Origin of the sequence: Nonomuraea longispora (genome assembly GCF_004348345.1) — a bacterium.
Classification (GTDB): domain Bacteria; phylum Actinomycetota; class Actinomycetes; order Streptosporangiales; family Streptosporangiaceae; genus Nonomuraea; species Nonomuraea longispora.
Map to the genome: position 1 here is coordinate 31,894 of NZ_SMJZ01000003.1, position 13,109 is coordinate 45,002.

The window sequence follows — 13,109 nt, forward strand, 5'->3', positions numbered from 1 at the left end:
CTACGGGTTGGTCCTTACGTGGTGCGTTTCGCGGTGCTCGGCCCTCTGGAGGTCCGGGCGGAGGACGGGTCGCCCGTACGGGTGGCCGAGTTCAAGGTGCGCGCGCTCCTCGCCGACCTGATCGCCCACGGCGGCGGGCCGCTCACGCCCGACCGGCTCATCGACGACCTCTGGGGTGCGCGGCCTCCCCGCAACCCGGCGGGCACCCTGCAGGCCCGCGTCTCCCAGCTGCGCCGCTCGCTCGGCGATCCCTCCCACGTCACGCTCGGGCCCGGCGGTTACGCGCTGGCCGGTCACGACTGCGACGCCGCCCGGTTCCGCGCGCTGCTCGCCCGACGCTCCACCCGCCCGCACGCGCGTGCGGCGGAGCTCGACGAGGCCCTGGCACTGTGGCGCGGGCCCGCTTACGCCGACTTCGCCGACGCGGGCTTCGCCAGGGCCGAGGCGGCGAGCCTGGAGGAGGCACGACTGGCCGCGCTGGAGGAACAGGCGGAGCTGCACCTCGCCCTCGGCCGGCCCGTGGACCTCGCCACCCTGGTCGCCCGTCACCCGCTGCGCGAGCGGCTGGTGGCCGCGCACATGAAGGCCCTCTACCGGGGCGGGCGGCAGGGCGAGGCGCTGGCGGCGTACGGGGAGCTGCGTGAGCGGCTGGCGGACGAGCTGGGCCTGGACCCGTCGCCGGACGTCGCCGCGCTGCACCAGGCGATCCTGCGCCACGACCCGGACCTCGCCGCTCCCACCCCTCACCCGGCCGCTCAGACCGCTCGCCCGGCTGCTGGCGCGGCCTCCCATGCGGGCGGGCGTCCGTCCGCCGAGCCGCCCCCGGACGCGGCGGCCTCGAACGGGGGCCTGCCCGCGCCGCTCACGGAGCTGGTCGGGCGGGAGGAGGAGCTGGCGGAGGTACGCGGCCTGCTCGCCGAGCACCGCCTGGTGACGCTCACGGGCACGGGCGGCGTCGGCAAGACGAGGCTCGCCCTGTCCGCCGCCCACGCATTGTCCGCCGCCCACGCCCTGTCCGCCACCGCCCCCGACGGAGTGCGGTGGGTGGAGCTGGCGGGGGCGGTGGACGTCGCCGAGGCGGTTGCCGCCGTGCTCGGCCTCCGCGACGACGACGCCGTGCCGCCGGCGCGCCGGCTGGCCGGCGCGCTGGCGGGCAAACGCGCGCTGCTGGTGCTCGACAACTGCGAGCACCTGGTGGAACGGGCGGCCGAGCTGACGTCGGCCCTGCTGCGGTCCGCCCCCGGGTTGCGCGTGCTGGCCACCAGCCAGGAGCCGCTGGGAGTGAGCGGCGAACGTGTCCACGTTGTGCCGCCGCTGCCCCTCGCCGAGGCGGCGCGGCTGTTCACCTCCAGGGCGGGCGTGGACCCGGGCGAGGCCGTCGACACGATCTGCCGGCGGCTCGACGGCATCCCGCTGGCCCTGGAGCTGGCCGCCACCCGCGTACGCGCCTTCGGGGTGCGGGAGCTCGCGGACCGCCTGGACGACCGGTTCAGGCTGCTCAACGTCGGCGTGCGGGGCGCGCCCGCCCGGCAGCGCACGCTCAGGGCGATGATCGACTGGAGCTGGGAGCTGCTGACCTGCCAGGAGCGGGTGGTGCTGCGCCGGCTCGCCGTGCACACCGACGGGTGCACGCTGGAAGCCGCCGAGCAGGTGTGCGCCGAGCCCGGGGTCGACGTGCTCGACACGCTGGCCAGGCTGGTGGACCGGTCGCTGGTGGTGAGGGCGCCCGGTCCTCGCTACCGGCTGCTGGAGTCCGTGGCGGCCTACTGCGTGGAGCGGCTGCGGGAGGCGGGCGAGCACGAGCTGATCAGGGAGCGCCACGCCCGGCACTACACCGCCATGGCCGAGCGCGCCGACCTGCGAGGCCCCGGGCAGCGGGAGTGGCTGGCCAGGCTCGACGCCGACCACGCCAATCTGCGGCTGGCCACCGAGGGGCCGTACGCGCTGCGCCTGGTGAACGCCCTGGCCTGGTACTGGGTCCTGCGCGACCGCCTGCGCGAGGCCCGGCGCTGCCTGGCCGCCGCGATCGCGGGTGGGGGAGCGGCCGGCGAGGTGGCGCGGGCGTCGGTCTGGCTGGCGGGCATCGAACGGCTGATCGGGGTGCCGGCCTCGCCCGTACGGTATGCCGGGCTCGACCGGGCGGGCACGGCGCTGGCCGACTGGTTCCTCAGCCATGTCCACTGGGCCTACGGCGACCGGGAGGCGCACGAGGCGGCGGCGGACCGGGCGCTGGCGGCGTACGAGGAGCTGGGCGATCGGTGGGGTGCGGCGGCGGCGCTGTGCCTGCGCGCCAAGCTCGCCGTCGGCCGCGGCGACCTGGCGGCGATGGAACGCGACGCTGAGCGTGGGCTGACGCTGTTCGGGGAGCTGGGCGACGCGTGGGGGCAGATGGAGGCCATGGACGCGCTCGACCGGGCGGCCGAGATCCGCGGCGACTACGCGAGGGCCGCCGGCCTGCGCGAGCGGGCGCTGCGGCTGGCGGAGGAGCTGGGGTTCGAGGTGTCGTTCAAGCTGGCGGGGCTCGGGCGGATGGCGCTGCTGGCGGGCGACCACGAGCGGGCCGACGACTACCACGAGCGCGCCAGGCGGCTGGCGGTCGAGCAGTCGTACAAACCCGCAGAGGAGAATGCCGTGCTCGGCCTGGCCATGAGCGCCAGGCGGCGGGGCCGCTACGAGCAGGCGGAGTCCTACCTGGAGCCCGTGCTCGGCTGGCTGAGGCACGTGCGGGGGACCCCCGGAATCGCGTTCGTCATGGCCGAGCTGGGGTTCGCCGCGGAGCAGCGCGGCGACGCGGAGCTCGCGCTGACCAGGCAGTGCGAAGGGTACGAAGCGGCGCGGGCGACCGGTGATCCACGCGCGATCGCCCTCTCCCTCGAAGGGCTGGCCGGCGCCCTGTCGATCCGTCCCGGCGGGCAACCCGGCGGGAACGACCACGCGGCCGCCAGGCTGATCGGGGCGGCGAGCGCCCTCAGGGAGGCCGTGGGGACGCCGCTGCCGTCCGGCGAGCGGTGGGACGTCGACCGGGTCACCCGGCGCCTGCGAGCCGCACTGGGCGACGAGGCGTACGGGCGGGCCCTGCGGTCAGGGCAGCGGGAACTCGGCGACCACTTCCCACGCGCCCTCGGAGGACGGTCCGGCGTAGAGCCTGCCGCCCAGCGCCTCGACCCGCTCGGCCATCCCGACCAGCCCGAACCCGCCGCCGAGGCGGGCGACCCGCGGGTCTGAGGCGGCCCCGAAATTCCGCACCCGCAGCGTCACCACCTGCCCGTGACGCCGTAAGCCGGCCTCCACCCAGGCGGCGTGGGAGGCGTGTTTGCGCACGTTCGTGAGCGACTCCTGCAGCACTCGGTGCAGGGTGGTCATCACCTCGGGAGGCAGCGTGCGATCGTCGATCCCCTGGCCGATCTCGAACGCCACCTTCGGCCCGTCGGAGGAGAACTTCTCGGTCAGCATCCGCAGGTCGGCCAGCGTGACGCCCGGCCTGCGGGACGGGTCGTCCTCCGTGCGCAACACCGTCACCATGCGGCGCATCGAGGTCAGGGCGTCGGAACCGGCCGTGGCGATCGCGTCCAGCGCGGGCGCCACCGCGTCGGGGCTGGTCTGGGCGACCGTTCTCGCGGCCTGGGCCTGGACCACGATGCCGGTGATGTAATGGGCGACCAGGTCGTGCAGCTCCCTGGCCAGTTCCAGGCGTTCCGCCCTGCGCACCGAGTGGACCGCCTCCCTGCGGCGCTCAAGCTGGAATCGGAGGTAGCCGCCGATGCCGGCCGTCATCGACCAGCCCGCGAACAGCAGGAACGAGAAGATCAGCCCTGAGCTGTTGTAGTCGCGCCCGATGGACTCCGACATCAGGACGACCAGCGACACGCACGCCAGACCCGCCGCCCGTCGTACCGGCTCCACGTGCCGCAGCACGCCGATGAGCAGGATGAGCATCGACCCGGTCTCCGCCATGCCGGGCACGCCCGCGAGCCCGGTGCCGCCGATCGTCAGGGAGGCGCCGAACGACGTGGCCAGCACGGCGCCGAAGCCCCGCAGGCGGTGGCGGCGCCGCAACACCACGGCCGCGACGCCGGCCGCGCCGCAGACGGGGACCAGCCACTGGAACCCGCCGATGGAATGGGCGATCACCAGGTCGATCAGCCACATCATGCCGAGCCAGCCGAGCATCGCCCACTCGCTCAGCCGGCGGACCCAGTACACGACGCGTTTGGAATCCCCCACGTCCCAGAGCCTAAGCCGCCAGTCGGAGGGCCGTATCAGCCATTCGGCCGAGCGGCCGCCCAAGAGACCAGACCTTGGGTCGAGGCGCGAGCCGGGCCCGTCGCCGATGCTGGAGACGTCGGAAGGGGACAGGAAATGGTGGCCATCGGGTTCACACTGCTGGGTATCGGGCTGGCCGTCGGGGCGCTCCTCGCACTGGCCGACCCCGTGCTGCTCTCCCGCATCAACGGGGAGCACGCGGAGGGAAGCAGCGGCCGGTTCATCAAAGCGGACGTCGTACGGCTCCCGACCCGGAGGGGTGAGGACCGTCAGGAGCCCAGGGCCGCCTGACCATCCGTGGCCCGCGCGGGCATGGTGCGCGGGCATGGTGCGCGGGCATGGTGCGCGGGCCCCGGCGGGCGTCCCTTGGGGAGGGCGTCGCGCCATCGGCCCGCGATCCGGAGGGGAACGGATCGCGGGCCGATTTCCGTTAACGTGGCCTGTATGAGCAACGGTTTTGAGACCCTGGCCATCCACGCAGGTCAGGAGCCCGACCCGCTGACCGGCGCGGTCGTGCCGCCGATCTACGCCACGTCCACTTACAAGCAGGACGGCGTGGGCGGCCTGCGTTCCGGATATGAGTACAGCCGTTCCGCCAACCCCACGAGGACCGCGCTCGAAGAGGCGCTGGCGGCGGTGGAGGGCGGGGCTCGCGGGCTCGCGTTCGCCTCGGGTCTTGCCGCCGAGGACACCCTCCTGCGCACGGTGTGCAAGCCGCAGGACCACGTGATCATCCCTAACGACGCCTATGGGGGCACCTACCGCCTGTTCGCCAAGGTGAACGAACGCTGGGACCTCCACTACGACCCGGTCCCGCTGCACGACCTCGACGCCGTGGCCGCCGCGATGACGCAGAAGACGAAGATCGTGTGGGTCGAGACGCCCACCAACCCGCTGCTCGGCATCGCCGACATCGCGGCGCTGGCGCAACTGGCCCACGACAACGGGTCGCTGCTGGTGGTCGACAACACGTTCGCCTCGCCCTACCTGCAGCAGCCGCTGTCGCTCGGCGCCGACGTCGTCGTGCACTCGACCACGAAATACGTCGGCGGGCACTCCGACGTGGTCGGCGGAGCGCTGATCGCCGCCGACGGAGGGCTCGGCGAGGAGCTCGCCTACCACCAGAATGCGATCGGCGCCGTGGCCGGGCCGTTCGACGCCTGGCTGACGCTGCGCGGGCTCAAGACCCTCGGCGTGCGCATGGACCGCCACTGCGACAACGCCGAACGCATCGTCCACCTGCTGCTCGCCCACCCGCGCGTCACCAGCGTGCTCTATCCGGGCCTTTCCGAGCACGCCGGGCACGAGGTCGCGGTCAAGCAGATGAAGAGGTTCGGGGGCATGGTGTCGTTCCGCGTCGCCGGCGGCGAGGCGGAGGCCGTGGCGGTGTGCGACAGGGCCAAGCTGTTCACGCTGGGGGAGTCGCTCGGCGGCGTCGAGTCGCTCATCGAGCACCCCGGCCGGATGACCCACGCCTCCGCGGCCGGGTCTCCACTCGAGGTGCCCGCCGACCTGGTGCGGCTGTCGGTCGGCATCGAGACCGTCGACGACCTGCTGGCCGACCTCACCCAGGCGCTCGGCTAACCAGGCACCACCATCAGGAACAGGATGACCAGCCAGATCACCGACAGGAGCCCGCTGATCGCGGCGATCCGGCCGTTCTGCACCTTCGCGTCGTCGTACGTGTCCTCGTTGGAGAGGGCGCGGACGGCGGCGCGCAGGTCGCGGTCGATGATGACGAGCAGCACGGCGGCCACGATGAACAACGTCATCGACGCCGTCATGTACCACCGGCCGAGCACCCCGCCACCGAGGACGATGCCGAGGATCAGCCCGAACGCGAAGACGCCCAGGCTGCCGAGGCTGTAGACCCTCGTCATACGCTGGATGTTCTGCAGCACGGGCACGTTCTTGGTGCGGATGACGCGCGGGGCGGCCATCGTCGCGGCGGTGAGCGGGCCGATCGTGAAGATCGAGAATCCGACGTGCAGCCAGAGAAGCAGGGACGACATGCCGGAGAGACTAGTCCCCGGCGATCTCGGCCGGGGAGTCGACACTCTCTTTGCCGTCTTCCGCGCAGCGCATGATCAGCTCGGTCATCACCACGGCGACGACCATGAGCACGATGAGGAGAACCATGGCAATCATGCGGCCTCCTCCTTCCCCGTCTGTGCCGTAAATACCGTCCGTAATGACTAGACGAGCTCGCAACGGAACAAGTTCGGTGCGGGTATGGTTGGTCACCGTTCGCTTTCTCTTACCGCAAGGGCACAAGGGGGTGCCGTCCGTGGCCATCAGGCATGTCGAGCCGTATAGCGACGAGTGGCTGCAGCAGCCGATCAGCTACGTGCAGCGGGTCATCGACGTGCTGGGGTCAGAGGTGGCCGGCTGGTGGGAGGGCCCGTGCGACCCGCGTGACGCCACGCTGAAGCTCGCCGACGGGAGCGCGCTGGTCTGGGACGAGGAGAGCGGCTGGCGCCTCGGCACGTTGGTCTCCGGCGGGCCGGGCCTGCGCAGCGAGCTGGCCGGGGTGCGCTATCTGGGCCACGGGCTGCTGCCGAGGCCCGAGCGGGTGCCGTCGGCGCTGGGCGACGCCAGGGCAGGAGTGGGGGCCAGCTCGGCCTGGCGGCCGTGCTACCGCTCGCACCGCAACTGCCGCGACGGGTTCGACGTCGCCCTCGACTTCTACTGCCGCCTCGTCGACGCCTGACCTCCGTCTCCCTTCCCCCGGCGGGATGCCTCGCATAAGGCGCCACAGGCCCCTCAGAGGGGCGCGGGCGGGGTGTGGAGGACCAGCAGGACGTGCTCGTCGTCGCCGTGCCTGACCGTGCCCTCACGCTCGAAACCGTGTTTCTCCAGGAGCCGGACCGAGCCGATGTTGGCGTGGAAGGGGTCGGCGTGCAGCGGGCGGATGCGCTCCTGGCGCAGGAACAGCTCCATGGCCCGGCTGCCGATGCCGCGCCCCCAGAACTCCCGGCCGAACCAGTAGCCGATGAAGCGCCGCTCATCCTCCCACCAGGCCACGAGATTGCCCGCCAGGTCGCCGTCGACGGTGACCGCCTGCACGAACACGGAGGGGTCGCCGAGGATGCGCGTGGTCCAGTGACGCATGAACGCCTCCCGCTCCCTGGGCCGGAACCTGGAGCGCCGCGCGGCCTCGGGATCGTGCTCGTGGGCCAGGAACACCTCGAGGTCGGCCGTCTCCACGTCGCGCAGGCGCACTTCTTCGCTCATGGCCGCGAGTGTGGCAGGGCTCACCGACAGTTCAGCGGGCCCTGCGCAGCCGGAGGAAGTCGCTGACCACGTATTCGCCCAGCCGCTCGGCACTGGGGGAGAAGACGCGGCCGCCGTTCCTGCGGGCCACCTCGTCCACGAACTCCTTCAACCGGTCGTCGGCCGCCAGCATGAAGACGTTGAGCGTGGCCCGCCGCCGCGTCATCTTGTCGACCTCGGACAGCGTGAGCTCCACCGTCTCGCTCGACGGCGGCCACTCGAACGCCGACTTGCCGTTGCGCAGCAGGTGCGCGGTGGGCTCGCCGTCGGTGACCACCAGCACGACGGGCTCGAAGTCGGGATGGCGGTCGAGGTGGCGGCCGGCGATCAGGAGGGCGTGGTGCAGGTTGGTGCCCTGCACCATGTCCCAGTCGAGCCCCGCCAGCTCGTCGGGCTGCAGCACCCTGGCGTAGTTGGAGAAACCGATGATCTGTACGGCGTCCTGCGGGAACTTCGAGGCCACCAGCGCCTGGAGCGCCAGCGCCGTCTGCTTGGCGGCGGCCCAGGTGCCGCGCAGGGCCATCGAGTAGGACAGGTCGACGAGCAGGCACACGGCCGCCGCGCTGCGCCGCTCGGTCTCGGCCACCTCGAAGTCGTCCACCGACAACCGCACACCCGCCCGCCCGGTCTGTTGCCTCTCCTGGCCGGCACGGACGGCCACGCCGCCGCTGCGTACGCCGTTGACCAGGGTGCGGACCACGTCGATGGGCTGCTCGTCGCCGAAGCGCCACGGTCGCGACGAGCCGGTGAGCTCGCCGGCCGAGCCCGCGTCGTGCTGGTCGTGGTCGCCGCGACGGCCCGCGTCGAGTGAGGAGAAGACGCGGCGCAGCGCCGTCTCGCCGAGCCGCCGCACCGCCTTCGGGGTGAGCTCCAGCTTGCCGCGCCGGCGCAGGAGGTAGCCCTGCTCCTCCAGCTCGCGTTCGATGCGCTTGAGCGCCTCCAGGTCGTCGACCGCGGAGCGGCCCAGCGCACGGCGTACGGCGGCCTCGTCGATGTCGTCGAGCCGCGCGCCCGGGTAGTCCTGGCGCAGGGCGGTCTCCAGCTGGGTGAGGTCGGCCAGCTCCTCCAGGGCGGTGACGGCGTCGCCCATGCCCAGAGGCTCCTCGCCGGTGAGGCGTTCGGGGGCGTTCCAGGCGAGGTCGGGGCGGCGGGCGTGGAGGGCCTCTCCGAGCCGGCGCATCTGCTCGGAGAGCCCGGCCCGGTCGAGGGTCTGGTTGATGAGACCGGCGAGCTCCTCGCGCTGGCGTGGCGTCATCGAGGCCAGCATGCGCTGCGTGGCGGCGGCGCGGCGGGCCAGGATGTCGACGAGTTCTTCGAGGTTGCGCGGCTTCTCGGGAAACAGATCACCATATTGGGCCATGAAGGCGTCGAAGTCGGCCTGGGTGTGCTCGCCGCGGGCGTCCCTGTCCAGCATGTCGTTCAGGTCCGACATCATCTGGCGGACACGTTCCATCGCCTCGGGGTCCGGGTTCGCGAGCGCGTCACGCATGCCCCTGAACTGGCTGTCGAGCACCTCCCGTCGCAGCAGGTCGCGCAGTTCCTCGAAGGTCCGGCGCGCGGCGGCCGAACGCCACTCGTACGTGCTCAGCTCCTGGATGGCGGCGGCGGTGTCCTCGGGCAGGGCGTCGAGCCCCGCCTCCCGCAGCCGCGCCTCGTCGGACGGGTCGGGGAACAACTCGGCCCGCTCCTGTCCGACGGCCTTGTCCAGCAGCGCCCGAGCCTTCTCCAGCGTGCCGTCGAGCCGCCCCCGCTCGCGCAGGTCACGGCGGCGCCTTCGGACCTGCTTGAGCATGTCGTCGAGGCCGCGGCGGTCCTGCGTGCCGGGCAGACCGCGCTTGAGCAGGTCGCGCAGCGCGTGGACGGGCGTCGAGCCCGACAGGATCGCGTCGCCCATCTCGTCGAGCGCCGCCCGCACGTCGTAGGGCGGGGCCAGGGGATCGGGGCCGTCGTGGTACTCGCCATAGCGAAAGGCCATCACGAAACCACGCTAACCCCAGAAGCGCGGTCACGCGTCCCCGAAAACCTCCCATACCTGGTCGAGGGAGCCGGCCCCCGGTGTGTACTCGATCTCCCCGAGAACGGGGTGGCGGACCGTCTTGAGCGCCTTCGTCAGGTGGGACGGGGTGCACGGCTTCGTGCCGAGGCCGTCCTTGTCGGCGTTGACCGGCCGGCCCGCCAGCCACCCGCTCGTGCACCGGGCGGTGGTGCGGTAGAAGCCCGTGGCGTACGTGGGACGCAGCTTGATCTTCTTGTCGCCGGAGGCGAACTCGACGGTTGTGTCGTCGATCCGCCTGATCGTGCCGCGCGCGGAGCGCTGGCCCGGCCGGTCGGCGACGACGAACTCGTTGACCCTGACGGCCCTGCCCCCATGGTGCTCGACGCGCACCGGAACGGGGCCACGGCCCAGCTCGGTGGCCAGGTCGCGGGGCGAGCACCGGGTGCGCCCGAGCCCCTTGCGGTCGAGGGCGACCCGGCCCTCGGTCTCCTTCAGGTCGCAGGCGACCGTGATCCGGCCGTAGGCGGCCCTGGAGTAGTCGAGCCTGAGCTCCTTGGCGCCCGCGGCCGCCTTGAGCCGGTAGCCCAGGAAACCCTTCCGCTTCACGAACGATGCGGACTTGGGCGCGATGCGCAGGCGGCCCTGGCCGTCGGACCAGGCGTAGCCGTAGACGGCGCCGACCCCGGTGGTGGCTTCCGCGGGCGCGGCGATGCCGCACAGAGCGAGTGCGGCGGCCGTGGTGGCACAGGCAAGAGGGCGCATGGACGGTCTCCCCCGACGTCGTGAGCTGCTATCACCTAAGACGCGGGAGACCGTCCGAATGTTCACGTGCGGTAGACGGTCACTCCGTCGACGTCCTCCTTGGACAGGCGGCGCATGAGGTAGAGGCCTTCGAGCGCGAACTCCAGGGCCGCCGCCGCATGGCCAGGCGACTCCTCGCCCGCGCCCATGCCCAGCCTCGACATGACCTTCGCCAGCCCGGTGACCGGGCCGATCCGGTGCAGCAGCTCTCCGGCGGGAACCAGCTCGCCCGACTCGACCTGGTTGCCCTCCGCGAACTTGTCGGTCACCGGCGACAGATCCATGCCGCCCAGCCGGCTCCTGAACGTCTCCGCCGTCGCCCTGCGCAGCAGGTGGGCCAGGATCTCGGTCTCCCTGCCCTCCTCGCTGACCTCGAACTCGACCTTGCCCCGCAGGCTGTGCACCACGCAGGCCAGGTCGACCACACGCGCCACGGCCTGCTCCTCTCCCGCGAGTGCCGCCCTGCGCACCGCCGACGCCGCGGCGGTCTCGGCGGCCGCGATCGAGAACCGCGCGGACACGCCGGACCTGGCGTCGACCGAGGTCGACTCGCGGACCAGCCGGGTGAACCGGGCGATCACCTCGACCAGGTGCTCGGGGATGTCGGCCCCGATGTCGGGCATGGACTCCTGGCGGATCAGCGTCAGCTCGTCCTCGACCGTCAGCGGGTAGTGGGTGCGGATCTCGGCTCCGAACCGGTCCTTCAGCGGCGTGATGATCCGGCCCCTGTTGGTGTAGTCCTCAGGGTTGGCGCTGGCGATGAGCAGGATGTCGAGCGGAAGCCGCAGGTTGTAGCCGCGCACCTGGATGTCGCGCTCCTCCAGCACGTTGAGCAGCGACACCTGGATGCGCTCGGCCAGGTCGGGCAGCTCGTTGACGGAGAACACACCCCGGTTGGTGCGCGGGACCAGGCCGTAGTGGACCGTCTCCGGGTCGCCGAGCGTGCGCCCCTCGGCGATCTTGATCGGGTCGACGTCGCCGATCAGGTCGCCCACCGACGTGTCGGGCGTGGCGAGCTTCTCGCCGTAGCGCTCGTCCCGGTGTTTCCACGCGACCGGCAGCTCGTCGCCCAGCTCGCGCGCCAGCGCCTGGCAGCGGGTGCAGGCCGGTGCGTACGGGTGGTCGTTGATCTCGCAGCCATCGACGACCGGCGTCCACTCGTCGAGCAGGCCGGTGACGGTGCGGATGAGCCGGGTCTTGCCCTGGCCGCGCTCGCCGAGCAGGACAAGATCGTGGCCGGCCAGCAGGGCCCGCTCGAGATGGGGGAGCACGGAGTCGCCGAAGCCCACGATGCCGGGGAAGCGGGGCTCACCCGCTCGCAGCTTGGCCAGCAGATTTTCCCGGACCTCGGCTTTGACGGTGCGATGAACGTGGCCGCTCTCTCGCAACGTGCGGAGAATACGTGGCTGATGCACGGGATCGAGACTACGTCCCCTGCGAGGAATGCGGCAGAGTCTTTCGCATCTGGCGGAGATTTCGGATCTTGACTATTGCGTGACGGTTCGTGCGCGTGCTTGTCCCTTTAGTGGGGAGAATCGGGCCTAGGGACTTGGACATGTCGAGGGGAGGCGAGACGCGTGGCCTTGATGACAAGCCGCTTCGCCGACGGCCTCGCCGTGGGTTCCGACCTGGTCGAGGCCGCGGAGAGTGCCGTCGGCCGGGCGCTGTCGAGGCTCAGCGGCCAAGCCGACCTGGTCTGTTTCTTCATCTGCGGCGACGATCCTGACGACGTCGCACGCGCCGGCGAGGCCGCGATGAAGCTCGCACCCGAGGCACACGTGATCGGATGCAGCGCCACGGGAGTGATCGGCGACGGGCAGGGGGTGGAGCTGACGCCGTCCGTGAGCGCCTGGGCCGCGACCCTGGACGGGGCCAGACTGACGACGTTCGCGCTGGAGACGCTGTCCGCCGAGGACAGGTTCGTGGTGGTCGGGCTGCCGGAGCGGAAAGGGGACGACCATGTGGCGATCCTGCTGGCCGATCCGTACACGTTCCCGACCGACGCCTTCGTCGAGCGCTCGGCCGACGTGCTGGGCGACCTGCCGCTGATCGGCGGGCTCGCCAACGGGCTGCAGGGCCGGGGATCCGTACGGTTGTTCGCCGACGGGGAGATCTACTCCGAGGGCGCGATCGGCGTGCTGATCAGCGGCCAGGTCAAGATCAGCACCGTGGTGAGCCAGGGCTGCCGCCCGATCGGCCCCAGCATGGTGGTCACGGCCGCCGAGGAGAACCTGCTGCTGGAACTCGCCGGCCAGCCCGCGCTGGCCCGGCTCGAGGACATCGTCAGCGACCTGGACGAGGACGACCGCGAACTCGTCGCCTCCGGGTTGCAGATCGGCGTCGCGATGGACGAGTACGCCGAACGCCACGAACGCGGCGACTTCCTCATCAGAGGGGTCATCGGCATCGACCCGGAACGCGAGGCCGTGGCCATCGGCGACATCGTGGAGATCGGCAGGACCGTACGCTTCCAGGTACGCGACGCGGCCACCGCCGACGAGGACCTGTACGACCTGCTCGACGCCCACCGCGAGGAGATCGGCAAGGTCGACGGGGCGCTGCTGTTCTCCTGCAACGGGCGCGGCTCGGCCATGTTCGGCACCGCCGACCACGACCCGGTCGCGCTGCGCGACACGCTCGGACCCATCGGCGTGGCGGGCTTCTTCGCCGCCGGCGAGGTCGGCCCCGTCGGCGGCCACAACCACGTACACGGCTTCACCGCCTCCGTCCTGGTGTTCTCCCACACCGCGGGCGGGCCATGACCCGTACGGCGGGT

Annotated in this window: 11 protein-coding genes and 1 pseudogene; 5 read left to right on the top strand and 7 right to left on the bottom strand. The window is 72.0% G+C overall.

Annotation, left to right across the window (positions count from 1 at the left end; translation table 11 throughout):
• Nucleotides 1-18 precede the first annotated feature (18 nt).
• Entirely contained in the window at nucleotides 19-3,225 is a 3,207-nt protein-coding gene (locus E1267_RS01490) for an AfsR/SARP family transcriptional regulator (protein WP_342774760.1), read from the top strand.
• Between the two features lie 282 nt (nucleotides 3,226-3,507).
• Here the strand turns inward: E1267_RS01490 and E1267_RS47595 are convergent.
• Nucleotides 3,508-4,170: pseudogene (locus E1267_RS47595) on the bottom strand (histidine kinase dimerization/phosphoacceptor domain-containing protein); the annotation flags it as partial.
• A 189-nt stretch (nucleotides 4,171-4,359) separates the two neighbouring features.
• Between E1267_RS47595 and E1267_RS01500 the strand changes: the two are divergent.
• Complete coding sequence (locus tag E1267_RS01500; protein WP_132328861.1) at nucleotides 4,360-4,554, top strand: hypothetical protein; 195 nt, start codon at nucleotides 4,360-4,362, stop codon at nucleotides 4,552-4,554.
• 153 nt (nucleotides 4,555-4,707) lie between these two features.
• A complete protein-coding gene (locus E1267_RS01505) occupies nucleotides 4,708-5,847 on the top strand; it encodes a cystathionine gamma-synthase (RefSeq protein WP_132328863.1) in 1,140 nt (379 codons plus the stop codon).
• Here E1267_RS01505 and E1267_RS01510 read toward each other — a convergent pair.
• A complete protein-coding gene (locus E1267_RS01510; protein WP_132328865.1) occupies nucleotides 5,844-6,275 on the bottom strand; it encodes a hypothetical protein in 432 nt (143 codons plus the stop codon). The genes E1267_RS01505 and E1267_RS01510 overlap by 4 nt on opposite strands.
• Nucleotides 6,276-6,285: 10 nt before the next feature.
• Nucleotides 6,286-6,411, bottom strand: coding sequence for a hypothetical protein (locus E1267_RS47070; protein ID WP_269128751.1), 126 nt, complete (start codon nucleotides 6,409-6,411; stop codon nucleotides 6,286-6,288).
• A 139-nt stretch (nucleotides 6,412-6,550) separates the two neighbouring features.
• Here E1267_RS47070 and E1267_RS01515 point away from each other — a divergent pair, with 139 nt between their 5' ends.
• Nucleotides 6,551-6,973 carry a DUF6292 family protein gene (locus tag E1267_RS01515; RefSeq protein WP_246063329.1) on the top strand — a complete coding sequence of 141 codons (423 nt, stop codon included), beginning with the start codon at nucleotides 6,551-6,553 and terminating at the stop codon, nucleotides 6,971-6,973.
• Nucleotides 6,974-7,026: 53 nt separating this feature from the next.
• On the opposite strand, the gene E1267_RS01520 is transcribed toward E1267_RS01515, so the two are convergent.
• From E1267_RS01520 to E1267_RS01535, 4 genes are all read right to left on the bottom strand, one after another.
• On the bottom strand, nucleotides 7,027-7,497 hold the full coding sequence (locus tag E1267_RS01520) for a GNAT family N-acetyltransferase (protein WP_132328869.1): 471 nt from the start codon (nucleotides 7,495-7,497) through the stop codon (nucleotides 7,027-7,029).
• Between the two features lie 31 nt (nucleotides 7,498-7,528).
• Complete coding sequence (locus E1267_RS01525) at nucleotides 7,529-9,511, bottom strand: vWA domain-containing protein (protein ID WP_132328871.1); 1,983 nt, start codon at nucleotides 9,509-9,511, stop codon at nucleotides 7,529-7,531.
• A 30-nt stretch (nucleotides 9,512-9,541) separates the two neighbouring features.
• Entirely contained in the window at nucleotides 9,542-10,294 is a 753-nt protein-coding gene (locus E1267_RS01530; protein ID WP_132328873.1) for a hypothetical protein, read from the bottom strand.
• Nucleotides 10,295-10,356: 62 nt separating this feature from the next.
• The gene (locus tag E1267_RS01535) at nucleotides 10,357-11,748 is read right to left on the bottom strand and encodes a sigma 54-interacting transcriptional regulator (RefSeq protein ID WP_220449295.1); all 1,392 of its coding nucleotides are present in this window, start codon (nucleotides 11,746-11,748) and stop codon (nucleotides 10,357-10,359) included.
• Nucleotides 11,749-11,919: 171 nt separating this feature from the next.
• On the opposite strand from E1267_RS01535, the gene E1267_RS01540 reads away from it, so the two are divergent.
• Nucleotides 11,920-13,095 (top strand): FIST signal transduction protein, encoded by a 1,176-nt coding sequence (locus E1267_RS01540; RefSeq protein ID WP_132328977.1) that lies wholly within the window; start codon nucleotides 11,920-11,922, stop codon nucleotides 13,093-13,095.
• The last annotated feature ends 14 nt before the right edge of the window (nucleotides 13,096-13,109 follow it).

Coding starts and splice junctions, on each gene's coding strand:
- E1267_RS01520 (WP_132328869.1), bottom strand. CDS start 7,497: ATGAGCGAAGAAGTGCGCCTGCGCGACGTGGAGACGGCCGACCTCGAG.
- E1267_RS01500 (WP_132328861.1), top strand. CDS start 4,360: ATGGTGGCCATCGGGTTCACACTGCTGGGTATCGGGCTGGCCGTCGGG.
- E1267_RS01505 (WP_132328863.1), top strand. CDS start 4,708: ATGAGCAACGGTTTTGAGACCCTGGCCATCCACGCAGGTCAGGAGCCC.
- E1267_RS47070 (WP_269128751.1), bottom strand. CDS start 6,411: ATGATTGCCATGGTTCTCCTCATCGTGCTCATGGTCGTCGCCGTGGTG.
- E1267_RS01540 (WP_132328977.1), top strand. CDS start 11,920: ATGACAAGCCGCTTCGCCGACGGCCTCGCCGTGGGTTCCGACCTGGTC.
- E1267_RS01510 (WP_132328865.1), bottom strand. CDS start 6,275: ATGTCGTCCCTGCTTCTCTGGCTGCACGTCGGATTCTCGATCTTCACG.
- E1267_RS01525 (WP_132328871.1), bottom strand. CDS start 9,511: ATGGCCTTTCGCTATGGCGAGTACCACGACGGCCCCGATCCCCTGGCC.
- E1267_RS01530 (WP_132328873.1), bottom strand. CDS start 10,294: ATGCGCCCTCTTGCCTGTGCCACCACGGCCGCCGCACTCGCTCTGTGC.